The sequence below is a fragment of the Microvirga solisilvae genome, assembly GCF_022808595.1.
Classification (GTDB): domain Bacteria; phylum Pseudomonadota; class Alphaproteobacteria; order Rhizobiales; family Beijerinckiaceae; genus Microvirga; species Microvirga solisilvae.
Genome location: NZ_JAKUCN010000002.1, coordinates 252,522 through 277,306 on the forward strand (window position 1 = coordinate 252,522; position 24,785 = coordinate 277,306).

Genomic DNA, 24,785 nt, shown 5'->3' on the forward strand with positions numbered 1-24,785 from the left:
TCTTCATCGAACGTTCGGCAGGCATCGAAAGATCGTGAGGATGGAGACAATCATGAATCTCGAAGACAAGGTCCGCGACGCCATCATTGCCGAGCTTCGTCGCCAAGCGGAAGCGGGACAGCAGGGTCTGCGCGTCGATGCGAAGGCATCCGAGATGATGACCATCGAGGGCCGCGTGAATCTCGACGAACTTGCGATGGCTATCGTCGGCTCGCTTGCCGGTGGTCCTTAAACCTTATCGCGACACTTTCGGCGGCAGCGGGAACAGGCCGATGAAGCGTTGCGCTAAAGCTCTGTCACCCTCGATCGCGATGACGCCCGCGCTCTCCAGCGCTTCCAGGGGCTGGCCGCCATAGATCGCGCCTGCGAGCATCGGCGGTGCTCCGGACAGAATCAGGTCCGCGCCCTCGACGCTTCCGCGCACGATCTCGATCCGGCCGTCATGGAGATGGCCGATGAAGCTTTCCTCGTTCAGGCGGAAGCCGATCCGCGCATCGAGACCTTTCGCGCGCTCAGTATCCAACATCGTGCGCAGGGACAGGATGAAGGAGGCGGCGCTGAAGGGCAGGGTCGGGTCGTGATGGGGCGAGCGGGCGGCCCAGCGGCCCAGAGCCTGGAAGATCGGCTCGCTCTCGTAGCCCCATTCCGTCAGTTCGTAGACCTGGGCGGAGACGGGCGGCGGCAGCTTGCGGCGGGTGAGAACGCCAGCGGATTCCAGCCCCTCGAGACGTTGTGTCAGGACATTCGCGCTGATGCCGGGCAGGCTCTCGCGTAGGTCGCTGAAGCGCTTGGGGCCCAGCATAAGCTCCCGCATGACCAGGAGCGCCCAGCGTTCCCCGACGAGGTCGAGCGCATGGGCGGCGGCGCAGGCATCGTCGTAATGCCGCCGAGACCGGGCTTCCTTATGTTGAGTTATTTTTTCTAACTTCATAGTTGCTATTTATAACTTTATCTGGAATCAATGTCAAAACTGAACAGGGAGGAAGCCATGCAAAAACTCGTTTTCATCAATCTGCCGGTCGCCGATCTCGACCGCGCCAATGCGTTCTACGAGGCCATCGGCGCCGTCAAGAACCCGCAATTCAGCGATCACACCGCCACCTGCATGGTCTTCTCCGAGACCATCCATGCGATGCTGCTCACTCACGACAAGTTCCGCGGGTTCACGCCGAAGAAGATCGCCGATGCCCGCGAGACCACCGAGGTGCTGATCTGCCTTTCCGCCGACAGCCGCGACGAGGTGGACGGCACGGTGGCGAAGGCGGCGAGCGCCGGTGGGCGCGCCGATCCCGGTCCGAAGCAGGATTACGGCTTCATGTATGGCCGCAGCTTCGAGGACCCGGACGGGCATATCTGGGAGATCATGTGGATGGATCTCGAAGCCGCGAAGGCCGCGATGTGCGACACTGCCAACGCCTGATGGGAGAACGACGATGCGCGTGATGGTTCTCGTGAAGGCGACGAAGGACAGCGAAGCGGGCCTCATGCCCTCGGCTGAGCTGTTCGAGGCCATGGGCAAGTTCAACGAGGAGCTGGTGAAGGCCGGCATCATGCAGGCGGGCGATGGTTTGAAGCCGTCGTCGCAAGGCAAGCGCGTGGCCTTCGATGGCGCAAGCCGCACCGTGATCGACGGGCCGTTCTCCGCGACCAACGAACTGGTCGCCGGTTTCTGGCTCTGGGAGGTCAAGGATCTGGCAGAAGCTGTCGAATGGGTGAAGCGCTGCCCCAACCCGATGCCGGGCCCAAGCGAGATCGAGATCCGTCCGCTCTACGAGATGGCCGATTTCGCCGAACTTCTCGCGCCGCAATCAGCCTGAAACACGATCAGCAAGGAGATAGCCATGAGCTATGTCGAAGGATTCGTCATTCCCGTTCCCGCCGGCAATCGCGAGGCTTACCGCGAGCTCGCGGCAAAGGCCGCGCCGGTCTTCAAGGAACATGGTGCGCTGCGCGTCGTCGAATGCTGGGGCAATGACATCCCGAATGGCGAGCACACCGACTTCCGGAAGGCGGTGAAGGCTGAAGCGTCGGAGAATGTCGTGTTCTCATGGATCATCTGGCCCTCGAAGGAAGCGCGCGACGCGGGCAACAAGAAGGTGATGGCGGATCCGCGCCTTGCCATGAGCGACATGCCCTTCGATGGCAAGCGCATGTTCTGGGGCGGATTCGAGATTCTTCTCGATACGGATGAAGAGGAAAAGCAGAAATGAGCCGTGCCATTGATATCGCCGCGCCGAATGCAGTGACTTCTTCCGCCATTAATCCCGCCAGCCTCTGGGCCGGCAGGATCCTCGGTGGGCTCGTCATCCTGTTCCTCGTCATGGACAGTGTGATCAAGCTGGTGCCGCTTCAGGTCGTGGCCGAGACGACCGCACAGCTCGGTTGGCCGACGGATGATGTCACGTTGCGGCTGTTGGGCGTGATCCTTCTCGCCTGCACGCTTCTCTATGCTTATCCGCGCACTTCCGTTCTCGGCGCCCTGCTGCTCACCGCCTATCTCGGCGGCGCGGTTGCCACCCATGCGCGGATTGGAAGCCCTCTGTTCACCCATACCTTGTTCGGCGTCTATGTCGGTCTTGCGGCCTGGGGCAGCCTGTGGCTGCGCAATCCTCATCTGCGCCGCCTGCTGATCCCAGGACTTTGATCGCTTCATCGAGGAGAAACCTCATGTCGACAATCGCACCCTGCCTGTGGTTCGACGGCAAGGCGGAAGAAGCGGCGAGATATTATGTCTCGCTGCTGCCGGATTCCCGCATCGATGCCGTGCTGCCCTACACGGTCGAGACGCCCGGCGGAAAGCTGGGCGACGTGATGCTGGTGGAGTTAACGCTGGCGGGCTCACCCTATCTGGCGCTGAACGGCGGGCCGAACTTCCAGTTCACTCCCGCGATTTCGTTCTTCGTGAATTGTGTCGATCAGGCGGAAGTCGACCGGTTGTGGAACACGTTGCTGGATGGCGGAACGCCCATGGCCTGCGGCTGGATCACGGACCGCTATGGCATCTCCTGGCAGATCGTGCCGGAAGCGATGACCCGCATGATCAAGGACAAGGATCCCGCGAAAGTGCGCCGCGTGATGGAAGCGATGATGACGATGGTGAAGCTCGATCTGGCTGCGCTGGAGCGTGCGTATCGCGGTTAATTGTCCAGCCGCAATTTCGGCTCCGGACTGACGCTTGGAACCGACATGAAGAATGTCGGTACGGATACGAGATTTCGCGCATCGGCCGGATCGGGCATCAGGATGGTCTCGATCATGCGTCCACGCGCGAAGCGCGAGGCGAGGTCCGGATAGGAAAGCTCGATCGGGAAGACGCAAGAGAGATCAAAGCTAAGAGGAGAGCCCGTCTTCACGCGCTCTTTACCTTTGAAGATGCTGCGGACGATAACTCTCAATTTGGCGCAGCCCGAATGGCCCGTTCCGCTTGTGCGCCGCGCTGAGACGATCTCTGCCTGAATGTGCAAGGGAGCGTTGCGTCCTGCGCGCCTGACAGCGGCGGCTTCTTCAGGCGTCAAAGGCGCCATCGCGAAACCGGCTGTGCCGGTAATCAGCAGCGCGCCGACAATCGCCGGAGCGAGCTTCAAGAAACGCCTGCGATCAATCATCCTGCTTTCGCGTTCGTTTTCTGATGCTCTTCGAGATAACGGCGCAAGGACTCGCCTGCGCCCTCAATATGCGCCTTCAGAAGCGTGCAGGCTGCCGCGATCTTTCCTTCTGAACACAGCTTGAGAAGCTCCGCATGCTCTGCCGCCGCGCGCTCCATGCCTTGGGTCAGGGAGAGCTGGAGTCGCGTATGGCGGTCGCTTTCCTGCAAAAGGTTCGCGACGATGGCGAGGGATCGCGGCTGCTTGGCGTGCTGATAGAGCACCATGTGGAATTCGTTGTTCAGCTCGCCCCAGCGGCCGATATGCATGGCCTGCAGTTCCGACGCATATTCCTGCAGGATCCCGTTCAGCCGCTCGTAATCGGCCTGCGTGAGGCGAGGGGCCGAGGCTTTCAAGAGGCGCGGCTCAAGGAGCGCGCGCAGCTCGAACAGCTCGCCGATCTCGTCCGTCGACAGCTCCGAGACGATGGCGCCCCGATGGGGGTGGATCTTCACCAGCCCCTCCGCTTCGAGCTGCATCAGCGCCTCGCGCACGGGGATGCGGCTCACGCCGAACTCGGCAGCCAGCGCATCCTGGCGCAGCTGGAAGCCCGACTTGAATTCCCCGTCCACGATCCGGCGGCGCAACTCCTCCGCCACGGCCGAGGAGATCGTCCGATGCTGGAGGGATTTGCGGGCGGGGCTGGCGGGCGGCATGGCGTTCACGATGATCTAAAAACGAAGCGGGACTTTATAACCCTATAGCAGGGCCGGGAGAGAATGGCTTGACTCTGCAGATTTTATACAATCTACAATAACGGCATTCAACAGCGATTCCGGGAGCTAAGGATCCAATGGCGAAGAAAATCGGCTGGGAAGGCGTCTTTCCCGCAGTGACCACCCAGTTCAAGCCGAATTACGAGCTTGATCTCGATGCTACCGCCAAGGTGCTGGACGGGCTGATCCGGGACGGCGTCTCCGGCCTCATCGTCTGCGGCACGGTAGGCGAGAACACCTCGCTCTCCCGCTCGGAGAAGGTGGCCGTGATGGAGACCGCGAAGGCGGTGTCCAAGGGCCGTGTGCCGGTGATCGCCGGGATCGCCGAATTCACCACCCAGTTCGCCTCGGAAGTGGCCAAGGAAGCCGCCCGCGTCGGCCTCGACGGCGTGATGGTGATGCCCGCTCTCGTCTATTCCTCGAAGCCGCACGAGACGGCGGCGCATTTCCGCGGCGTCGCCAAGGCCACCGACCTGCCGGTCATGGTCTACAACAACCCGCCGATCTACAAGAACGACGTGACGCCGGACATTCTCGCCTCGCTCGCCGATTGCGAGACCATCGTCTGCTTCAAGGATTCCTCCGGCGATACCCGCCGCTTCACCGACACCCGCAACATGGTGGGCGACCGTTTCGTGCTCTTCGCCGGCCTCGACGACGTGGTGGTCGAGAGCGTGATGCTGGGTGCTGCGGGCTGGATCTCCGGCATGTCGAACGCCTTCCCGCAGGAGGGCGAGACCCTGTTCCGCCTGGCGAAGGCGGGCCGCTATCAGGAGGCGCAGGCGCTCTATGATTGGTTCATGCCGCTCCTCCATCTCGATGCGCGCCCGGACCTCGTGCAATGCATCAAGCTCTGCGAGGAAATCATGGGCCGCGGCTCCGCGCTCACCCGTCCGCCGCGCCTCGCGCTCGAAGGTAAGGACCGCGCGCATGTGGAGGAAGTCATGGCCAAGGCGTTGAAGAACCGGCCCAAGCTTCCCGATGTGGGATTGAAGCCTGCCGCTTAATGCAGCTTAATGACGATGGCGGAGGGGTGATCGCTTCTCCGCCTCTTTCGATTCACGACATTTCGTTTTGAAGAGCGAAGCCATGGCGCGCCACACCTTTTTCTGCATCGACGGTCACACCTGCGGCAATCCGGTCCGCGTGGTCGGCGGCGGCAGCATTCCCCAACTCAAAGGGGAGACGATGTTCGAGCGCCGCCAGCACTTCCTGGCGGAATACGACTGGATCCGCACGGGCCTCATGTTCGAGCCGCGCGGCCACGACATGATGTCGGGCTCGATCCTCTATCCGCCGACGCGCCCCGATTGCGACGTGGGCATTCTCTTCATCGAGACATCGGGCTGCCTTCCCATGTGCGGCCACGGCACCATCGGCACGGTGACCATCGCGCTCGAAAACGGTCTCATTCATCCAAAGACGCCGGGCCTGCTGCGCCTCGATACGCCCGCAGGCGTTGTCGAAGCGCGCTACGAGCAGAACGGTCCCTTCATCGAGCGCGTGCGCATCACCAACATTCCATCGTTCCTCTATGGCACCGGCTACGAGGTCGAGGTGGAGGGGCTTGGAACGCTCATGGTCGATGTGGCCTATGGCGGCAATTTCTACGCCATCGTTGAGCCGCAGAAACTCTACTCGGATCTTGCGGACATCAACCCGTCCGACGTGCTGCGCTGGAGCCCGAAGCTGCGCGAGGCGTTCAATGCGCGCTACCAGATCGCTCACCCTGAGAATCCGAGCATCAATCGCCTCACGCACGTGCTCTGGACCGGCAAGGCGCAGACGCCGGAAGGCACCGCGCGCAATGCGGTGTTCTACGGCGACAAGGCCATCGACCGCTCGCCCTGCGGCACGGGAACCTCCGCGCGCATGGCGCATCTTGCCGCGCGCGGCGCGTTGAAGGAGGGCGATGCCTTCGTGCATGAGAGCATCATCGGCTCTACCTTCACGGGCCGCATCGAAGGGCGTGCCAAGGTGGGCGACCGCGATGCGATCATCCCCTCCATCGAAGGCTGGGCGCGGGTGACGGGCTTCAATACGATCTTCATCGACGACCGCGACCCCTTCGCCATGGGCTTCCAGGTCGTGGATCAGGCGCTCTAGGCTTAAAAAGGTTTCACGATGCGGATCGCGATTGTCGGCGCAGGCATTGTCGGCCTCACCGCCGCCCATGCCCTTCTCGACCGGGGCCATCAGGTCACTCTCGTGGAACCCGGCAATAACGGGCAGCGACCCACCGATGGCAACGCGGGCTGGATCGCGCATACGGACATCATGCCGCTTGCCTCGCCCAAGGCATGGCGCAACATGCCGCGCTGGATGATGGACCCGCTCGGGCCACTGACCATTCGCCCAGGCTATCTGCCCGCGCTCGCGCCTTGGCTCCTGCGTTTCGTGCTGGCGTCCTCGCCTTCGCGCATCAAGTCCAGCATCGCGGCAATCCGCTCCATCAATGCCGAGGCGCTTCCCGCATGGAAGACGCTCCTCTCCTCGCTCCAGCTCGATTCCTTACGCGAGAAAGGCATTCTCTCGGTTTGGCGCGACGGCAATCACTTTGTCGGCGCCAAGGATGTGCTCGCCAAGCAGAAGGCGTTCGGCATTCCGTTCGAGGTCCTTTCCATGCAGGACCTCACAGCGATGGAGCCCGCGCTTCACAATGTGGAAGCGGCGGTTCTCTACACGGATGCCTGCCATGTCTCCGATCCCGCCTTGCTCGCCGCCGACCTGCTGCGGCTCGCGTTGGCGCGCGGCGCGGTTCATGTCCAGGCGAAAGCTCTCGCCGTTGAGCCTGAAGGTGATGCTGTCCGCCTCCGCACCGAGGGTGCACAGGATGTGACGGCGGATCGCGTGCTGATCTCCGCAGGCATCTGGTCGCGGGAGCTTGCCAGAAAGCTCGGCGACAATATCCCGCTCGACACCGAGCGCGGATATAACGCCACCTATGCCAGCGGCGCGTTCGGTCTCGGTCGTCCGGTCGCGTTCGAGGGCGAAGGTTTTGTCGTCTCGACGCTCGACACGGGCGACCGCGTCGGCGGCGCGGTGGAATTCGCAGGCACGCAAGCCGCGCCCAATCACGAGCGCACCTCCGCCATGATCACACGCCTGAAGTGCTTCCTGCCGCATCTCGACGAGACGCAACCGGCGAAACGCTGGATGGGTTTCCGTCCCTCGATCCCAGATTCGCTTCCTGTCATCGGGCGCGCCGGCCGCGACAAGCGCATCGTCTATGCTTTCGGTCATGGCCATTACGGTCTGACGCAGGCGGCCATCACGGCGCGTCTCGTCGCCGAACTGATGGATGATGCGCCTTCTTCCATCGACATCACGCCGTTCTCCGCGCAACGGTTCTGACCAAGAGATCGCAAAAGCATGAGCGAAGAAGTCTCCCTCTCGCTGGACGAGGTCCGGCGTCTGAGCATCGATGTTCTGGAAGCGGGCGGCTTGTCGCCTGACCATGCGAAGGCCATCGCCGCCGTCGTCTATGCGGGCCAGCGCGACGAATGCCATTCCCACGGCGTCTATCGCCTGCTCGGCTGCGTGCGCTCCGTGAAGGAGGGCAAGGTAAACCCGAATGCGGTGCCGGACGTGGTGGATCATGCGGCTGCCGTGGTGCGCGTGAACGCCCATTACGGTTTCTCGCCGCTCGCCTTCGAGCGCGGCAGGCCGCTTCTAATCGAGAAGGCGCGCAAGCTCGGTCTTGCGGCCATGGCGATCAACAATTGCTATCACTTCTCCGCGCTGTGGCCAGAGGTGGAGGCTATTGCAGCAGAGGGCCTCGTGGCGCTTGCCATGACGCCGAGCCACAGCTGGGTCGCGCCGGCCGGTGGTACGAAACCTGTCTTCGGCACGAATCCCATCGCCTTCGCATGGCCGCGTCCCGATGGTCCTCCCTTCGTGTTCGACTTCGCCACCAGCGCGATTGCGCGCGGCGAGATCGAGCTGCACCGCCGTGCGGGTAAGTCCATCCCCACCGGCTGGGCCATCGACAGCGAGGGTAATCCCACCACCGACCCGACGGCGGCGATGGCAGGAGCGATGCTCACCTTCGGCGGTCATAAGGGCTCGGCCCTCTCCGCTATGATCGAGCTGATGGCGGGTCCGCTCATCGGCGACATGACGAGCGCGGAATCCATGGCCTTCGACGAAGGCGTGGGCGCAGCGCCCTGTCATGGCGAGTTGATCCTCGCCTTCGATCCGAAGGTGTTTCTCGGCGCGGATGCCGCGCAGCATGTGGCGCGGGCCGAGACGATGTTCGATGCCATCGTCGGCCAAGGTGCGCGCCTGCCCTCGCAGCGCCGCTACGAGGCGCGCGAGCGCAGCGAGAGGCAGGGCGTGCGCATCCCGAAGGTGCTCTATGACGACCTGAAGGCGCTTCTGCCGCGCTAAGGCGTTAGCCGAAAGGCTTCGTGGGTGACGTGGAAGGCTGCGTGAACCAGCGCGGCCCGCTCTCCGTCATGACGATGTGATCCTCCAGCCGCACGCCGAACGCATCGGGCACGAGGATCATCGGCTCGTTGGAGAAGCACATGCCCGCTTCCAGCAGCGTGCCGTTGCCGCGCACGATGTAGGGCTCCTCATGGATGTCGAGACCCAAGCCATGTCCGGCGCGATGCGGCAGGCCGGGCACGCGGTAATCCGGCCCGAGGCCATGCGCCTCGATCACGCGGCGCGCGGCAGCATCCAGAGCCTCGCAGGGTGCGCCGATGCGGGCGGCATCGAACACCGCCTGCTGCGCCTCACGCTCGATGGCCCAGATGCGCGCGATTTCCGGTGAAGGCTCGTCCAGCGTGTAGGTGCGCGTGAGGTCGGAGCAATAGCCGTCGATATGGCAGCCGGTATCGACGAGGATGAGGTCACCTGCGTTCAGCACCTGATCGCCTTCCGCGCCATGGGGCAGGGAGGTGGCGGTTCCGAAGGACACGACGCAGAAGGACGAGCCGTCATCCGCGCCACGCTTCCGGTGCTCGGCATCGATGAGCGAGACGATCTCGGAGGTTTTCACCCCCGGCTTCATCGCGGCATGAGCCACGCGGTGCACGTCGAGCGTCAAGCCCATGGCGTATTGAATGAGCGCGATCTCGGCGGCGGATTTACGCATCCTCAGATTGGCGATCAGCGCGCTGCCATCCACGAGACGCTCGGGCCCAAGCGCCTCGGCCAGGCGATGATAAAGGAAGAGCGGCAATTGGCCGTCGAGGGCCAGCGTGCCCTTGGGTCCGAGTAGATCGGCGACGAGAGAGGCCGGCTCCTCGTCCTCCTCCCAGGTGGCGATCTCCGCGTCGAGGCGCGGTAGAGTCTCCACCCGCGAACGCTCGAAGCCGGGCACCACATAGATCAGGCGGTCCGCCGTCACGAGCGCACCGCAGAGCCGCTCGCTCGCGTGCCAAACGAGGCCTGTGAAGTAGCGAAGGCTCTGGGTCGAGCCGAGCAACAGGCCCGTAATGCCGGCAGAAGCCATGTTCCGGCGAAGCCGCTCGAGACGCTGGAGCCTCTCGGAATCGAGGATCGGCGGAACGGGATGACGCCAGGAAGAGGAGGCCGACATGGATGTGCCTTCAATGATGGTTCGGGCGCTGAGCCTTCCTCATGGCAGACACCGATGCCGCCCGCTCGTCAAGCAGGCACGAACCGTCTTTCACTGCTGTTGCGGGGCTACCGACCAACCGTGGACCTGGAAACTTTGATGCATGATCAGCCTCGCGCAAGCCAAGGCTGCGACAAGCAGGATTGGGAAAGTTCTCATCGGATCCAAGGCCGTCGCCATGGGAGCCGCGTGTCGACCTTCATCCTTATCCGATTTTCGCGGCAAGAAGCCTACAGCCATCCGATGACCACCAAGATCATTCCCACCCAGCGCGAGACCTTCTTCGATGCGGACACATTCATTGTCTCGAAGACGGATCTGAAGGGCCGCCTGACCTATGCGAACAAAACCTTCTGCGACATGGCAGGCTACACGGAGAAGGAAATCCTCGGTCAGCCGCACAGCCTGATCCGCCATCCGGACATGCCGCGCGCAGTCTTCAAGCTGTTGTGGGACTCGATCCAGGATGGCCGGGAAGTTTTCGCCTATGTGAAGAACATGGCGCGCAATGGCGATCATTATTGGGTCTTCGCCCATGTCACGCCGTCCTTCGACCGTAACCAGAAAGTCTGCGGCTTTCACTCCAATAGGCGTGTGCCCAAGCGCAGCGCCTTGGAAAGAGCCATCATCCCCTTTTATGCCGATCTGATGCGGATCGAGGCTTCCTATCGCAATGCCAAGGAAGGCCTGGCCGCGTCCTATCAGCACCTCATGAAAACCGCCACCGCGAGCAAGACCAGCTATGATGAATTTGTCTTCTCTCTCTAAGGCAAGCCTTGGTTTTGCTGTTGCGGCGCTCGCTGTCACGGGACATGCCGTTGCAGCGCTCGTCCAGGGTTCGATGCCGCCCGTCGCGATGCTGATCGCCGATGCGGGCTTTATCTTCGGTGGCCTGATGCTGCTACGGACGTACCGCGCGATTGCGAGCGCGACCGATATTCTCGACCGGATCGGACATGGCGATTTCGAGGCTCGCCTTGTCGGCAGCAGAGAAGGCGGAGCGCTCGGCGAACTCAACGGCACCATCAATGATGCGACCGACAGGATCGACGCCTATATCCGGGAGTCGTCGGCTGCGATGGACGCGATCCGCAACAACCAGTATTTTCGGCGCATCCTGCCCGATGGATTGCAAGGGTCTCTGCTCAACGGCGCGATCATCATCAATGAAGCGTCGGAGGTCATCGAAGGTCGGCTGGCGGCGTTCAATCATTCGACGGCGGAGTTCGAGCAGGCGATCAGCACCATCGTGCAGACGCTCTCTGAATCATCCACGAACATGAGCACCATGGCATCGGTTCTGCAGGAAGGTGCGATTCTCACCGATGATCGCACAAGCCTCGTCGCGTCGACGGCATCCGACATGGCGGCCAACGTGCAGACTGTCGCCGCCGCCGTGACGCAATTGGCAGCCTCCGCACAGGAGATCGGCACCGAGGCCGATCATTCGGCCACGCGTGCCCGGCAGGCGGCTCAGGAGGCGCAATCCACGGGAGAGATCGTCAATAGCCTCAACAACGCAGTCGAGCGGATCAGCGCCGTTGTAGGGCTGATCACCACCATCGCCGAGCAGACCAACCTTTTGGCGCTCAACGCGACTATCGAGGCCGCACGCGCAGGCGAAGCCGGGCGCGGCTTTGCCGTGGTGGCGCAGGAGGTCAAGGCGTTGGCGACCCAGACCGCTAAGGCAACAGAAGAGATCACCGGCGAGATCGCGGAACTGCGTTCCGCCTCCAACGCCGCCGTTTCCGCCGTGTCGGAGATTTCCACCATCGTGGCGGATATCGATCACGCGACCTCTCGCATCGCGGAGAGCATTGCAGGCCAGACCGCCGCCACCGCCGAGATCGCGCGCAGCGTGGAGCAGACGTCGGCGGGAACGCAAGGCGTGACAGACAACATTCGGAGCGTGAGCCAGAACACGGCGGAGACCAAGCATCTCGCGGGCTCGGTGCTCGATACCTCGCGACAGGTCGCTGGTCAGGGTGACCATCTGGCGGATGTGGTCCGCAAATTCCTGGTCTCACTGCGTCGCGGACCCATGGAGCGGCAGCAGAACGAGGTGGTCGCCTACAGAGGCGTCGAGCGGCGTAGCACCAACTTGCTCAAGGCCGCTTGAGGTTTCATTCGCGCAAGAAAAACCCCGCTCTCGCGAGCGGGGTTTTGTCGTTTGAGGATGCTCTCGACAGTCTTAGACGTCGAGGTTTGCAACCGAGAGCGCGTTCTCCTGGATGAACTCGCGGCGGGGTTCCACCACGTCGCCCATCAGCTTGACGAACAGGTCGTCGGCGTCGGTGGTGTCCTTCACCTTCACCTGCAGGAGCGAGCGGATGTCGCGATCCAGCGTCGTTTCCCAGAGCTGCTGAGCGGTCATCTCGCCGAGGCCTTTATAGCGCTGCAGTTGCAGGCCCTTGCGGCCGGAGGCGATCACCGCGTCGAACAGCGAGAGCGGACCGTCGATCTGGAGCTCATCGTTCTTGCGGATGAGCTTGGCGGGTTTGGCATAAACGTCCTGCAGCGACTTGGCGCGTTCGTCCAGCTTCTTGGCTTCTTGGCTGGCGATCAGCGCCTGATCGAGAACGGTCGTCTGCGTCACGCCGCGCACGGTCCGCGAGAAGACATAGCCGCCTTCGCGCACTTCACCCGTCCAGCCGCGTTCGAGTTCTTCCGAAATCGCATCGAGCCGCGTGGCGATATAGGCGGCGGCCTTGGGGCCGCGCTCAGCATCCTCGGCCACGTCGGGACGCAGGGCATCCGCGATCGCAGCCTGCTCCACGGCCTTACGGTTGTAGCGCGTATGCAGGTTGTTCAGCACCTGACGCACAAGACGGGCCTCGTCGATCAGGCCTTTGAGCTGATCGCCCTGGAACTCGACGCCGGTTTCGAGACGCAGCGATGCGCTCTCGATGCCTGCATCGATCAGGTAATCTTCCAGCGCGCGCTCGTCCTTCAGATAGATCGAGGATTTGCCGCGGGTTGCCTTGTAGAGCGGCGGCTGCGCGATGTAGAGGTGCCCGCGCTCGATCAGCTCCGGCATCTGACGGAAGAAGAACGTGAGCAGCAGCGTGCGAATGTGCGAGCCGTCCACGTCCGCGTCGGTCATGATGATGATGCGGTGATAGCGCAGCTTGTCGAGGTTGAACTCCTCGCGGCCGATGCCCGTGCCGAGTGCGGTGATCAGCGTGCCGATCTCCTGCGACGAGAGCATCTTGTCGAAGCGCGCGCGCTCCACGTTGAGGATCTTACCACGCAGCGGCAGCACGGCCTGGAAGGCGCGGTCGCGGCCCTGCTTGGCGGAACCACCGGCCGAGTCACCCTCCACGAGGATGAGCTCGCATTTCGACGGATCGCGCTCCTGGCAGTCGGCGAGCTTGCCGGGCAGCGACGCGATGTCGAGCGCGCCTTTGCGGCGGGTGAGCTCGCGCGCCTTACGGGCGGCCTCGCGGGCTGCTGCTGCTTCCACAACCTTGCCGACGAGCGTGCGGGCTTCCGCCGGATGCTCTTCGAGCCAGTTGTTGAGAGCCTCGTTCATCACGTTTTCGACGACGGGGCGAACCTCGGAGGAGACGAGCTTGTCCTTCGTCTGCGAGGAGAATTTGGGGTCGGGCACCTTCACGGAGACGACGGCGGTCAGGCCCTCACGGCAATCGTCGCCGGTGAGCGAAACCTTTTCCTTCTTGGTCAGGCCAGATGATTCCGCATAGCCGTTCACTTGGCGCGTCAATGCCGCGCGGAAGCCCGCGAGGTGCGTGCCGCCATCGCGCTGCGGGATGTTGTTGGTGAAGCAGAGCACGTTCTCGTGGTACGAGTCGTTCCACCACAGAGCGACCTCGACGCCGATGCCGTCCTTCTCGGAGCGGATCATCACCGGCTGCTGGATCAACGGCGACTTGGCGCGGTCGAGATAGCGCACGAAGGCTTCCACGCCGCCCTCGTACATCAGCTCCTCGCGCTTGTGCTCCGCATGGCGCTTGTCGGTGAGGATGATGCGCACGCCCGAGTTCAGGAACGCGAGCTCGCGCAGGCGGTGCTCCAGCGTGCCGTAATCGAACTCCACCATGGTGAAGGTTTCGGGCGAGGGCGTAAACGTCACTTCCGTGCCGCGCTTGTCTGGCGCGTCGCCGACGACAGCGAGCGGAGCCACTGCATCGCCGTGGCGGAACTCCATGAAGTGTTCCTTGCCGCTGCGATAGATGCGGAGTTTCAACGAGGTCGAGAGCGCGTTCACCACGGACACGCCCACACCGTGCAGGCCGCCCGAGACCTTGTACGAGTTCTGGTCGAACTTACCGCCCGCGTGCAGCTGGGTCATGATGACCTCGGCCGCCGAGACGCCTTCGCCCGGATGGATGTCGGTAGGAATGCCGCGGCCGTTGTCAGTGACGGTCACCGAGCCGTCCGCATTGAGCGTGACCGTGACTTCAGTCGCGTGACCGGCGAGGGCCTCGTCGATGGCGTTGTCCACCACCTCGTAGACCATGTGATGAAGGCCCGAGCCGTCATCGGTATCGCCGATATACATGCCCGGCCGCTTGCGTACCGCATCAAGGCCCTTGAGCACCTTGATCGATTCCGCGCCATAGGCGTCGGCATTCACGTTGATAGCAGGTTCGGCCATTGAGGATCCTTGCAAGGCGCAGGCATCCGAAAACGGGTGCGCCAGGGTTTTGATTCGTCAGATCAGATATTTAGTGACGATTGGTTGAAATTTCACCCCCACGCGCATACGCGCGCGTGAGAAAGGGGGCCAAAATCCACGGAAAAATGCCCATTCGGGGGTTTTGGGGAGCGGTCCTTTGCCTCAGGGCCTGCAAGGGCCCCTCAGCAGGTGGTATCGGCGGTTCATGTGCCTCTCATCCGGGCAGGAACTTTTGCTCAATGCCGGTGGTTGCGACAGGACAGCAACTTGGAGTTCAGCGATGCGAGCCATCAACATCATCACGCTTATTCTTTTGATTATCGGCGGAATCAACTGGGGCCTCATGGGCCTGGCTCAGTTCGATCTCGTCGCCACCCTGTTCGGCGGTCCCGACTCGGCCCTCTCTCGCATCGTCTACATTCTCGTCGGCTTGTCTGCCCTCTGGCAGTTGATCCCCCTGTTCCAGGACCTCTCCGGCGGCGACACCCGTCTCGATCGATACTGACTGAGGATGGTGGCGGTCCGCTCAGCGGGCCGCCACGGCCGCCGCGGCACCCGCCATGACCGTACCGGTGGTGCGATTGAGGATGCGGATCGCCTTGGGGCTGGTGAAAAGCCTCCGTGCCCGGGCCGCGAGCACGATATAGCCGCCGAACACCACCGCCAGAACGGCCAAGGTCGCCACGGCCAGTTCCAGATAGCCCAGCATTGTGATCTTCGTCAGATCGAGGAAGGTGGGCAGAAGGGCCAGGTAGAACACAATGGTCTTGGGATTGCCCAAGGTCAGCGCTAGCCCACCCAGCAACAGCTTCAACGGATGCTCCGTCTTCTCCTCCGCCGCAACGTCCCGTGCTTCAACGGGCGTCGTCCAGAGCTTGTAGGCGATGTAGAGCAGATAGGCCGCGCCTGCATATTTCACGACCAGGAAGACCCCATGGAAGGTCTGCGCCAGGGCCGCCAGGCCCAACACGGCGAAGGTGAGCCACACCACGTCGCCGAACGCGATGCCGATGCTGAAGGGAATGGCTCCCTTCGGGCCACGCCCCAGCACCCGCGCCACGATGGCGGCGATGCCTGGGCCCGGCGATGCGGCGGCGATGAAGAGGGCGGACGAGAACAGGATGAGGCCTGCGGGTTCCATGGCGATCCATCGGGCAGAGGTACTTTATTGCGATCAAGTATAATCTGACGGACGATGCCAAACTATCCATGATTGTTGATGTGTTCGGTCACACCTGATGATCGGTCGGCCCGTATCCGCGCCGCGATAGGCGCTAGGACACGAGGATCGTCAGAAGAAAACCGAGGCCGATGCTCATGGCGTTGACGATCACATGCGCCAGAATGGCGTGCTCCAATGTTCTGGACACGTAAAGCCAGCCATGGAAGCACCCTAAAGCGATCCCGGTCGCATGATGAAAGACAACCGGAAGCGAGATCGCGCCGGTTTGGGCCATCGAGATCGCAGAGGAACATAAACTGGGCATCAGAACAGCCGCCCAGATCAGGGCAGGAGGCCTCTGACCTCTCAGCAGGATCATTCCCAGCCAAAGAACGAGAGTAACCCCTCCGAAGCGCAGAGCCAGCTCGGTCGAGACGCCTGCATGAAGGCTCAAAGCCGTCTCGAGCCAGGGTGTCTCATAGGGTGTCAGTTCCTGCTGGTGCAACAGGATCGTGTCATAGGCTCCCGGAAGATATCGCCAGAGCACCAAGTTGATCCCATAGGAGAGAGCGCCGACGATCGCGGCAAGATCGATCGTTCGCCGCCAGTTCTGCGGATGGACCGAGTGCAATTCGCCACGCAACCGGCGCAGCATCAGGGAGACGAGTCCCGTCTGCTCCGCCAGCGCCACGCCGACCGCGATCATGCAAAGCAGAATGAGGCTCGTCGCACCGAACCACGGGCTGAAGAACGATGGACTCTCCTGCACATCGGTGAGCCCGCTCACAGCCTTCGGGCTCGCCATCAAGGCGAGGCTTTCCAGGAGGGTGCCGAGGAACCCAAGGGCACTCAGCGCGAGGAAGGGGCGTGTGAATGACATGAAGGAAAAGCTGACTGCAGGAGAGGAGCGAACCTAACGAGAGGTTGCTCCCCTTCAAACTCCCTGAAAGAGGAGGCGAGAAGAAGCATTCTTCAGACAGGCTGAATCGAGCCCGGCTGCACCTGCAGGACATCCGCACGGCCTTCGAGTTCCGCGAAGAGACTCGGGTCCGCGCCTGTCATCCAGACTTGGCCACCTAAGGATTCCAGCGCGGCGAACAGACCCGCACGGCGGCGCGGGTCGAGATGGGCTGCGACCTCGTCGAGGAGCACGAAGGGCGCAATGCCGCTCATGCTGGCGACGAGGCGCGCATGGGCGAGAACGAGGCCGATGAGAAGCGCCTTCTGCTCGCCGGTAGAAGCGGTGTTGGCGGGAATGTCCTTCGGCCCATGTCGCACGAGAAGGTCGGAAGCCTGCGGGCCAATGAGCGTGCGCCCCGCCGCGCGGTCGCGGGCGCGGTAATCGCGCAAGGTGGCGCGGTAGCGGTCTTCCGCATCGACGGCGGGCAGGGTGGCGACGAGCGTGTCGAGCTCGCCTTCCAGGCCCATCGTGGCGAAGGGAAAGGGCGATTCCTCCTCGCGCGTTTCGAGGATGAGCGAGGCAAGACGCTCCACGGTCTCGCGCCGCGCGGCGGCGACCGCGATGGCAAGCTCCGCCACCTCGCGCTCCAGCGCATCGAGCCAGAGACGATTGTCCGGGTTTTCCTCCAGCACGCGGTTGCGGGAGCGCAGCGCGCGCTCGAGCGCGTTCACCCGCGTGCCATGCTCCGCATCGACCGCGAGCACGAGGCGGTCGAGAAAGCGGCGGCGGTCGCCGGCGGGGCCGCGAAATAGCGCATCGAGATCGGGCGTCAGCCAGACCACGCGCAGGTATTCGGCAAAGGCCGTCGGCGACGATGCGGTCGATCCGTCGATGCGGCAGATGCGCGAGGCGCGGGCATTCTCGGCAGCCGGTTCGAGGCCCGTACCGAGGCGGTGCTCGCCGAAGGGCGCATCGAGGGTGACCGAGACGGCGAAGGAGCCCGGGCCGCCCTGGCGTGCCATCTCGCCCAGCTCCGCGCGGCGCAGGCCGCGTCCCGGCATGAAGAGGGAGATCGCCTCCAGCACATTCGTCTTGCCTGCGCCGTTCTCGCCCACGAGCGCCACGAGCGGACGCGACACGGACAAGTCCAGGCTCGCATAGGTGCGAAAATCCTGAAGGATCAGACGGACGATTCGGGAGGCAATGACGGGAGCGGAGGACATGCGCTCCCTTCTTTGAGGAGCGGGCGCGAAAGATCAAGCGTTGCGGCTGCAGAAGTCCCGCCAAAAGAAAAACGCTGCGGCGAGCGCAGCGTTTTCAAGAGGTCACGATGATCGCGATCCTTACACGCGCATCGGCATCAGCACGTAGAGCGCGGGCGCGCCCTCGCGGTCCTGGATCACCGTGGGCGAGCCGGGATCTGCGAGCTTGAACAGGGCGGTGTCGCCGTCGAGTTGGGACGTGATGTCGAGGAGATAGCGGGCGTTGAAGCCGATATCGATGGGAGCGTTGTCGTAATCGACCTCGATCTCTTCCGTAGCACTTCCCGAATCCGGGTTGTTGACGGTGAGCGTCAGGCGTCCGTCGGCCAAAGCCAGCTTCACCGCGCGGCCACGCTCCGAGGAGATGGTGGAGACGCGGTCTACGGCCTTGGCGAAATCGCCGCGCTCGACCACGAGCACCTTGTCGTTTCCGGCGGGAATGACGCGCTGGTAATCGGGGAAGGTGCCATCGATGAGCTTCGAGGTGAGCACCACGCCGTCAAAGGTCAGACGCACCTTGGCGGAAGACAATTCGACGGTGACGTTTTCGGAGCCGTCCTCGACGAGCTTCACGATCTCGGCCACGGCCTTGCGCGGAATGATCACGCCGGGCATGCCTTCCGAGCCGTTGGGAGCGGGAAGCTCCACGCGGGCAAGGCGATGGCCGTCGGTGGCGACGGCGCGCATGACGAGCGATCCGCCGGCATCGATAGTGTGGAGATAGATGCCGTTGAGATAATAGCGTGTCTCTTCCGTCGAGATCGCGAACTGCGTCTTCTCGATCAGCTTCTTGAGATCGGCGGCGGCAAGCGTGAAGCGATGCGGCAGGTCGCCTGCAGCGAGATCCGGGAAGTCGCTCTCCGGCAGGGCCTGCAGCATGAAGCGCGAACGGCCCGAGCGGATCTGCATCTGGCCCATATCGGCCGTCATTTCCAGCGAGACCTGCGCGCCGTCGGGCAGCTTACGCACGATGTCGTAGATCATGTAGGCGGGCACCGTGGTGGAGCCGGCTTCCGTGATGTCGGCGGGAATGGTCTCCGTCACCTCGATGTCGAGGTCGGTCGCGCGCAGGCGCAAGGAGCCGTCCTCGGCGCGCAGCAGCACGTTCGACAGGATCGGAATGGTGTTGCGGCGCTCGACGACGCGGTGCACATGCCCCAGCGCCTTCAGAAGAGCGGCGCGCTCAACAGTAACTCTCATAACGCGACACCTATTGTCGGTAAAATTCTTGGGCCTGCCGCCGAGGGCAGCAAGCGAGGCGGCAAGATTGGCTTTTGTTGCCCGAGAAAGCAAGCCGTAGGCCGGCTTGCTTCAAAGAGGCTCCTAAAACCGCCTCAGGAGGGGTTTATGCTGGAGGTTTTATTCCTGCAGCATCCGCTTGAGGAGCTCGACCTCGTCGGAAAGGGCGTGATCCTCGCCCAAAGCCTTCTCGATCTTGCGCACCGCATGGAGCACGGTGGTGTGATCGCGCCCGCCGAAGCGGCGCCCGATCTCCGGCAGGGAGCGCAGGGTCAGCACCTTGGACAGATACATGGCGATCTGGCGCGGACGCACCACGGCGGCGGTGCGGCGCTCGGAGAGGATGTCCGAGCGGGAGACGTTGTAGCGCGAGGCCACCAGCTTCTGGATGTCCTCGATCTTCACGCGCTTGGGCTCGCGGTTGCGCACCAGGTCGCGGATCGCGGTCTCGGCGGTCTCCAGCGTGATGGCCGAGCCCGTCAGCGTGGCATGCGCCAGGAGGCGGTTCACCGCGCCTTCGAGATCGCGGCCATTCGCCGTGATCGAACGGGCCACATAGGAGATGACGTTCGGTCCTACCTCGAAGGTGGGGTGAATGGTCTTCAGGGCCTCGATGCGTGTCGAGAGGATCGAGGTGCGAAGCGCCTCGTCGAGCGCCGTGACCTCGACCACGAGGCCGCCGGCCAGGCGTGAACGCACGCGCTCGTCGAGGTTTTCAAGATCCGCCGGCGGACGGTCGGCGGCGATCACGATCTGGCGGCCCGCATCGATGAGGGCGTTGAGCGTGTGGCCGAATTCCTGCTGAATCTGCTTGCCTTGAATGAACTGCACGTCGTCGATGATGAGCAGGTCGATGCCGCGCAGGCGCTCCTTGAAGGCAAGCGACGTCTGGGCTTTGAGGGAGGCCACGAAGCCGTACATGAAACGGTCGGCGGTGAGATAGATAACGCGGCGGCCTTGCGCGCGCATCTCATGGCCGATGGCGTGAAGCAGATGGGTCTTGCCGAGGCCCACGCCCGCATGGAGATAAAGCGGGTTGTAGATCACCTGGCCGTTCGGCGCGTGAGCCACGCGGTCGGCGGCGGCATGGGCCAGCGCATTGGAGCGGCCGACGATGAAGCTCTCGAAGGTGAGGCGCGGATCGAGCGGCGCGCCGCCGAGATCGGCATTCTCGCCGCGCTCTTCCTGCGGCAGGGAAAGAGAAGGAGTCTTGGGCTCGCTGATCGCGCTTGCGGATTGCAAGGGAGCGGATGCGTTGGGACGCGGAGCCTCGTTGGGACGGCGCTGGGGAGATGCTTCGCGGCCAAGAGAGTTGCGTACGCCGATCACCACACGCTCCACATCCTTCGTCTCGGAGCGATACACCGAGAGAACGCGGTCCGCGTAATGGGACTCGATCCAGCTCTTCAGAAAGCGGGTGGGCACCGTCAGATAGGCGCAGCCTTCCACCACCGAATCCACTTCCAGGCGGCCGAACCAGCTGGCGAAGATGTCCTCGCCCAGTTCGGCGCGCAGGCGGCGCTTCACGCGTGCCCAGACATCCGCTGCCGATTGCTCGCCGGAAGAATCCATGCCGCTTTCATTGGCAGCGGCAAAGGTTCGGTGGTCCTCACTGCGATACATCAAATTCCCTCCACGAGGTTTCGCCAGAAATTGGCCGAAACCCCCACGCATGACCCGCCATGAACAAGAAAAGCGAACCCGCTTCACAGGTTGTTCAAGACGTGGCGCCCCCAATTGTACAGAAGATTATCAAACCGTTTTTAAGGTGAGACGATCTGAAAACGTCGCCTCTTGTGCATCCCATCAAGCTCTATCAAGTTTACCCCTAGGTAAGGGGCACACTTTCGCTTGCTTCTTGTTGTTATGAAACAAAGCTCGAACCCCGTGATAGTGTTGTATAGCTTGTGACTTGAGTGGATGACTTAACGGCAAACCGTTGAAGTAGGTTGACCATATACAGGCGGGGTGAGGCTGCGCAACATGGTCGAGTCAACAGGGATGCCATCACGATCCCCAAAACGGCTCCACAGACCCGTCCACAGCTTTTAGGTCGCGGCGATAAAGCCCTGACTCTTCAACCGATTCACAGCTCCGTGACAGGCCGCGTCGACCCCTCGAAAAAAGCTTTTCCTGCAACCTTGATTCAGGTTCGATTCGGGGTGCGTGGGGGTGTGATTCAGATGCTTCACGAACCTTTGCCTGCTAAGCTCTTGAATAAACTTACTCTTTTATGTGCAATTTGAATCTGTGTTGCGTATCTCCTCACCCCGTTTTTTGACCTTAAAGTCAAGCTGTTGTGTGGATAAAAAGAGCCCAAAAAACTTGTCGAAACGAGACGATCTTTTGCCTCTCGAAATCGTTGTCACAATCGTGCCGAGACTGCGTCGGGAGTGACTGCAGGACTTCTTCGAGTGTCTTGGAAGAGAGCAATGGATCAGACCGCTCGGAAGGCCTCTAACGTTAGCCATCGCGGTGCGAGTTCGTGACATTGTCCCTGATGGCGGATGAAGGATTCCGCGCAACAAAAAACCCGGCCGTGAGGCCGGGTTTTCTAAATTTTGGTCGTGCCGTGAAGCTTTAAGCGCTCAGAGCCTTGATGCGGCTGGTGAGGCGCGAAACCTTGCGGGACGCGGTGTTCTTGTGAACGATGCCCTTCTGGGCAGCGCGCATCATTTCCGGCTCGGCGGCGCGGAGAGCGGCAAGAGCCTCGTTCTGGTTGCCGGAAGCGATGGCTTCCTCGACCTTGCGCACGAAGGTCCGCATGCGGCTGCGGCGCGACTTGTTGACCGCGGTGCGCTTCGCAATCTTGCGGGTCATCTTCTTGGCGGAAACGGTATTGGCCATGGCCAAAGCCTCGTTCTTTTAAATCCCGACGCGACGAAGCGGCTAGAGCCCTGTCAGCAATCGGATGATGAATGGAAACCGAAGAGCCCGCGGGACGCGCGGGCTCGTGTGAGGCGGCTTATAGACGTGATCCTTCAGATCGTCAACGAGAGTCAGCCTTTGCGCGTCAAAAAAGCGCCGCGAGGCCTTTTTCGACCCCTGACGAGAGCATCTGGCGCCAGGGATTGGCGGGATCCAGGAGCAGTCTCAAGGCCATCGCCGCCGAAACCAGGACCAGGAGGGGACGGATAAGCTTAACCCCCAGACGCATGGCGAGCCGCGATCCCACCTGTGCGCCGAGAAACGATGCGCCCGCCATCACGAGGCCCAGTGGCCAGAGAACGGCCCCGGTGGCCGCATAGAGAAGGAGGGAGCCGAGGTTGCTCGCGAGATTCAGGAGCTTGGTATGGGCGGTCGCCCGCAGCACCCCGTAGCCGAGCAGGGTCACGAAGGCGAGCATATAGAAGGAGCCGGCGCCAGGCCCGAAGATGCCATCATAGAATCCCACCGCCACCGGGGCGGTGAGCCCGAAGGTAAGGGTGGTCATGCGGGCATGGGCATCCTCGTCCTTGAGCTTCCGCGACAGGGCGAAATAGACCGCGATGGCGATGAGCAGAACTGGGATCAGGGTCTGGAGAACGGTGGGCGGCAGGAATTGGACACAGAGCGCGCCTGCGATCCCGCTGGCGAAGGCGATGCCTGCGAAGCCCCAGGCCTTGCTCCACTCGATCAGTTCCCGGCGTCCGAAGGTATAGGTGGCGGAGGCTGCTGCGAAGGCGCCTTGTACCTTATTCGTCGCGATGGCTTCCGCGGGGCCGAGGCCTGCGAGCAGGAGGGCGGGTACGGTGAGCAACCCGCCGCCTCCGGCGATGGAATCCACGAAGCCTGCGAAAAAAGAGATCGCGGCGAGCGCCGCGATCATGTCGAAACCGATATCGGGCAATTGACTGGTCTTTGAGCTTTACTGGTCTTTGAACTCGGCCGCGCGCTTCTCCACGAAGGCGGCCATGCCTTCCTTCTGGTCGGCGGTGGCGAACATGGCGTGGAACACGCGCCGCTCGAAGCGGATGCCTTCGGAGAGGGAAATCTCATCGGCGCGGTTGATGGTTTCCTTCGTCATCATGGCGATCGGCAGGGACATGGAGGCAATAGTCTCCGCCGTCTTCATGGCTTCCGTCATGAGATCGGCCAGCGGCACCACGCGGGCCACGAGGCCAGAGCGCTCGGCCTCCTCGGCTCCCATCATGCGTCCCGTGAGGCACATCTCCATGGCCTTGGCCTTGCCGATGAGGCGGGTGAGCCGCTGCGTGCCGCCCATGCCGGGCATCACGCCGAGCTTGATCTCGGGCTGGCCGAACTTGGCGTTGTCGGCGGCGATGATGAAGTCGCACATCATGGCGAACTCGCAGCCGCCGCCCAGCGCAAAGCCCGCCACCGCCGCGATCATGGGCTTGCGCCGCCCCGCCACTTTCTCCCAGCCGGAGAAAAGGTTGTCGAGATAGATCTGCGGATAGGCAAGCGAGGCCATTTCCTTGATGTCGGCGCCGGCGGCAAAGGCCTTCTCGGAGCCGGTGATTACGATGCAGCCGATCTTCGGATCGGCCTCGAAGCCGTCGAGGGCTTCGTTTACCTCGTTCAGGAGTTGCGAATTGAGGGCGTTCAGGGCCTGGGGCCGGTTGAGGGTGATGAGCCCCACCTTGCCGCGCGTTTCAATGAGGATCGTTTCATAGGCCATGGCGCCACCTCCGCTGTTCTGACCCCTTGGGTACGGGAGGCAGCGGGGCTCGGCAAGATCAAAGTGCCTACGCCTATCGTCATCCCGGACGGCGTAGCCGAGCCGGGATCGTCAGCAGAACAGGGTGCTATTTTCGGCAGGCGATCCCGGGTTCTGCTCCGCAGCCCCGGGATGACACTCGCGTTCAGCTCACTCCACCACCTTGCGATAAAGGTGCCAGGTGGCATGCCCGAGGATCGGCAGCATCAATGCGAGCCCGATGAAGAGCGGAATGAAGCCGATCACCAGCATTCCGGCGACGATGAGAGCCCAGACCAGCATGGGGCCGGGATTGGCGGCGACCGCGCGGAACGAGGTGAGGATCGCGGGCATCGCGCCCACGTCCCGGTCGAGCAGGAGCGGGAACGAAATCACGCTCAGGCAGAAGACCACGGCGCTGAAGACGAAGCCCAGCACATTGCCGAGGACGATCAGGGCCCAGCCGTGCCGGGTGGTGAACACCTCGTGGAGGAAGGCGCTCAAGGATGTGGGCGCGTGCCAGCCAAAGAGGGATTGATAGAGCATCTGCGCCGTCATGAGCCAGGCGATGAAGATCACCATCAGCAGAACGCCCAAAGCGGCGATGGAGCCGACCGAATGCGAACGGAAGACGTTGGAGACGCTGCTCACGGACACGTCCTGTCCGCGTTCGCGTTCGCGGCTGATTTCATAAAGCCCCACGGCGGCAATGGGACCGACCAGGGCAAAGCCCGACATGAGAGGGAAAAGGAGAGGCAGCATGTTGTTGCCGAAGGCGAGGCCTGCGAAGAACACGCCCAGCACCGGATACATGAGGCAGATGAAGAAGAGATGCGTCGGAGCAGCCCAGAAATCCGCAGCGCCCTGCCTCAAGGCATCGATCAGATCGTGGGTGCGGATCCGGCGGATGGTGAGATGCTCCGAGACCGGGTCTCGCTGAACGTGGGAAAAGACATCGAGTCTGGCCATGGCGGTCCCTCCTGAACCTTCAGTTCA

At 62.7% G+C, this 24,785-nt stretch carries 27 protein-coding genes; 13 read left to right on the forward strand and 14 right to left on the reverse strand.

The window, feature by feature from the left end; translation table 11 throughout:
• The first annotated feature begins 52 nt into the window (after positions 1–52).
• Positions 53–232: a hypothetical protein gene (locus MJ639_RS05780; RefSeq protein ID WP_243369357.1), complete on the forward strand. Its 180-nt coding sequence runs from the start codon at positions 53–55 to the stop codon at positions 230–232.
• 3 nt (positions 233–235) lie between these two features.
• Here MJ639_RS05780 and MJ639_RS05785 read toward each other — a convergent pair whose 3' ends face one another.
• Positions 236–931, reverse strand: coding sequence for a winged helix-turn-helix transcriptional regulator (locus tag MJ639_RS05785; protein ID WP_243369358.1), 696 nt, complete (start codon positions 929–931; stop codon positions 236–238).
• A gap of 57 nt (positions 932–988) precedes the next feature.
• Here MJ639_RS05785 and MJ639_RS05790 point away from each other — a divergent pair, with 57 nt between their 5' ends.
• From MJ639_RS05790 to MJ639_RS05810, 5 genes are read left to right on the forward strand one after another with little or no spacing between them, the layout of a single operon-like run.
• Positions 989–1,420 (forward strand): VOC family protein, encoded by a 432-nt coding sequence (locus MJ639_RS05790; protein WP_243369359.1) that lies wholly within the window; start codon positions 989–991, stop codon positions 1,418–1,420.
• 13 nt (positions 1,421–1,433) lie between these two features.
• Complete coding sequence (locus tag MJ639_RS05795) at positions 1,434–1,817, forward strand: YciI family protein (protein ID WP_243369360.1); 384 nt, start codon at positions 1,434–1,436, stop codon at positions 1,815–1,817.
• 24 nt (positions 1,818–1,841) lie between these two features.
• A complete protein-coding gene (locus tag MJ639_RS05800; protein WP_243369361.1) occupies positions 1,842–2,210 on the forward strand; it encodes a DUF1428 domain-containing protein in 369 nt (122 codons plus the stop codon).
• Entirely contained in the window at positions 2,207–2,644 is a 438-nt protein-coding gene (locus tag MJ639_RS05805) for a DoxX family protein (RefSeq protein WP_243369362.1), read from the forward strand. The genes MJ639_RS05800 and MJ639_RS05805 overlap by 4 nt, the downstream gene beginning before the upstream one ends.
• A gap of 23 nt (positions 2,645–2,667) precedes the next feature.
• Positions 2,668–3,141, forward strand: coding sequence for a VOC family protein (locus MJ639_RS05810; RefSeq protein WP_243369363.1), 474 nt, complete (start codon positions 2,668–2,670; stop codon positions 3,139–3,141).
• Here the strand turns inward: MJ639_RS05810 and MJ639_RS05815 are convergent.
• Positions 3,138–3,584: a hypothetical protein gene (locus MJ639_RS05815; RefSeq protein ID WP_243369364.1), complete on the reverse strand. Its 447-nt coding sequence runs from the start codon at positions 3,582–3,584 to the stop codon at positions 3,138–3,140. The genes MJ639_RS05810 and MJ639_RS05815 overlap by 4 nt on opposite strands.
• Before the next feature lie 17 nt (positions 3,585–3,601).
• Positions 3,602–4,300, reverse strand: a complete 699-nt coding sequence (locus tag MJ639_RS05820) for a GntR family transcriptional regulator (protein ID WP_243369365.1) — start codon at positions 4,298–4,300, stop codon at positions 3,602–3,604.
• A 137-nt stretch (positions 4,301–4,437) separates the two neighbouring features.
• On the opposite strand from MJ639_RS05820, the gene MJ639_RS05825 reads away from it, so the two are divergent.
• From MJ639_RS05825 to MJ639_RS05840, 4 genes are all read left to right on the forward strand, one after another.
• Complete coding sequence (locus MJ639_RS05825; protein WP_239351087.1) at positions 4,438–5,367, forward strand: dihydrodipicolinate synthase family protein; 930 nt, start codon at positions 4,438–4,440, stop codon at positions 5,365–5,367.
• Between the two features lie 82 nt (positions 5,368–5,449).
• Complete coding sequence (locus MJ639_RS05830) at positions 5,450–6,466, forward strand: 4-hydroxyproline epimerase (protein ID WP_243369366.1); 1,017 nt, start codon at positions 5,450–5,452, stop codon at positions 6,464–6,466.
• A gap of 18 nt (positions 6,467–6,484) precedes the next feature.
• On the forward strand, positions 6,485–7,714 hold the full coding sequence (locus MJ639_RS05835; RefSeq protein ID WP_243369367.1) for an NAD(P)/FAD-dependent oxidoreductase: 1,230 nt from the start codon (positions 6,485–6,487) through the stop codon (positions 7,712–7,714).
• Between the two features lie 18 nt (positions 7,715–7,732).
• A complete protein-coding gene (locus MJ639_RS05840) occupies positions 7,733–8,749 on the forward strand; it encodes an Ldh family oxidoreductase (RefSeq protein ID WP_243369368.1) in 1,017 nt (338 codons plus the stop codon).
• Between the two features lie 4 nt (positions 8,750–8,753).
• Here MJ639_RS05840 and MJ639_RS05845 read toward each other — a convergent pair whose 3' ends face one another.
• Positions 8,754–9,908 carry a M24 family metallopeptidase gene (locus MJ639_RS05845; protein ID WP_243369369.1) on the reverse strand — a complete coding sequence of 385 codons (1,155 nt, stop codon included), beginning with the start codon at positions 9,906–9,908 and terminating at the stop codon, positions 8,754–8,756.
• A gap of 282 nt (positions 9,909–10,190) precedes the next feature.
• Between MJ639_RS05845 and MJ639_RS05850 the strand changes: the two genes are divergently transcribed.
• Positions 10,191–10,715 carry a PAS domain-containing protein gene (locus MJ639_RS05850; protein WP_243369370.1) on the forward strand — a complete coding sequence of 175 codons (525 nt, stop codon included), beginning with the start codon at positions 10,191–10,193 and terminating at the stop codon, positions 10,713–10,715.
• On the forward strand, positions 10,690–12,066 hold the full coding sequence (locus MJ639_RS05855) for a methyl-accepting chemotaxis protein (protein ID WP_243369371.1): 1,377 nt from the start codon (positions 10,690–10,692) through the stop codon (positions 12,064–12,066). The genes MJ639_RS05850 and MJ639_RS05855 overlap by 26 nt, the downstream gene beginning before the upstream one ends.
• 72 nt (positions 12,067–12,138) lie before the next feature.
• Here MJ639_RS05855 and gyrB read toward each other — a convergent pair whose 3' ends face one another.
• Entirely contained in the window at positions 12,139–14,565 is a 2,427-nt protein-coding gene (gene gyrB, locus MJ639_RS05860; protein ID WP_243369372.1) for a DNA topoisomerase (ATP-hydrolyzing) subunit B, read from the reverse strand.
• Positions 14,566–14,866: 301 nt separating this feature from the next.
• Here gyrB and MJ639_RS05865 point away from each other — a divergent pair, with 301 nt between their 5' ends.
• On the forward strand, positions 14,867–15,091 hold the full coding sequence (locus MJ639_RS05865) for a DUF378 domain-containing protein (RefSeq protein WP_243369373.1): 225 nt from the start codon (positions 14,867–14,869) through the stop codon (positions 15,089–15,091).
• Between the two features lie 21 nt (positions 15,092–15,112).
• Here MJ639_RS05865 and MJ639_RS05870 read toward each other — a convergent pair whose 3' ends face one another.
• The 9 genes from MJ639_RS05870 to MJ639_RS05910 all read right to left on the reverse strand — a co-directional run bounded on the left by MJ639_RS05870 (position 15,113) and on the right by MJ639_RS05910 (position 24,758).
• Positions 15,113–15,727 carry a LysE family translocator gene (locus MJ639_RS05870; RefSeq protein ID WP_243369374.1) on the reverse strand — a complete coding sequence of 205 codons (615 nt, stop codon included), beginning with the start codon at positions 15,725–15,727 and terminating at the stop codon, positions 15,113–15,115.
• A gap of 133 nt (positions 15,728–15,860) precedes the next feature.
• Positions 15,861–16,628 (reverse strand): hypothetical protein, encoded by a 768-nt coding sequence (locus MJ639_RS05875; RefSeq protein WP_243369375.1) that lies wholly within the window; start codon positions 16,626–16,628, stop codon positions 15,861–15,863.
• 92 nt (positions 16,629–16,720) lie between these two features.
• A complete protein-coding gene (gene recF, locus MJ639_RS05880; protein WP_243369376.1) occupies positions 16,721–17,872 on the reverse strand; it encodes a DNA replication/repair protein RecF in 1,152 nt (383 codons plus the stop codon).
• A gap of 120 nt (positions 17,873–17,992) precedes the next feature.
• Positions 17,993–19,111: a DNA polymerase III subunit beta gene (dnaN, locus tag MJ639_RS05885; protein ID WP_243369377.1), complete on the reverse strand. Its 1,119-nt coding sequence runs from the start codon at positions 19,109–19,111 to the stop codon at positions 17,993–17,995.
• Positions 19,112–19,270: 159 nt separating this feature from the next.
• A complete protein-coding gene (gene dnaA, locus MJ639_RS05890; RefSeq protein ID WP_243369738.1) occupies positions 19,271–20,722 on the reverse strand; it encodes a chromosomal replication initiator protein DnaA in 1,452 nt (483 codons plus the stop codon).
• Positions 20,723–21,730: 1,008 nt separating this feature from the next.
• The gene (rpsT, locus tag MJ639_RS05895) at positions 21,731–21,997 is read right to left on the reverse strand and encodes a 30S ribosomal protein S20 (RefSeq protein ID WP_243369378.1); all 267 of its coding nucleotides are present in this window, start codon (positions 21,995–21,997) and stop codon (positions 21,731–21,733) included.
• Positions 21,998–22,163: 166 nt separating this feature from the next.
• Positions 22,164–22,979 carry a TSUP family transporter gene (locus tag MJ639_RS05900; protein ID WP_243369379.1) on the reverse strand — a complete coding sequence of 272 codons (816 nt, stop codon included), beginning with the start codon at positions 22,977–22,979 and terminating at the stop codon, positions 22,164–22,166.
• Between the two features lie 18 nt (positions 22,980–22,997).
• Entirely contained in the window at positions 22,998–23,771 is a 774-nt protein-coding gene (locus MJ639_RS05905) for an enoyl-CoA hydratase (protein WP_243369380.1), read from the reverse strand.
• A gap of 189 nt (positions 23,772–23,960) precedes the next feature.
• Positions 23,961–24,758 (reverse strand): DUF2189 domain-containing protein, encoded by a 798-nt coding sequence (locus MJ639_RS05910; RefSeq protein WP_243369381.1) that lies wholly within the window; start codon positions 24,756–24,758, stop codon positions 23,961–23,963.
• Positions 24,759–24,785 lie beyond the last annotated feature (27 nt).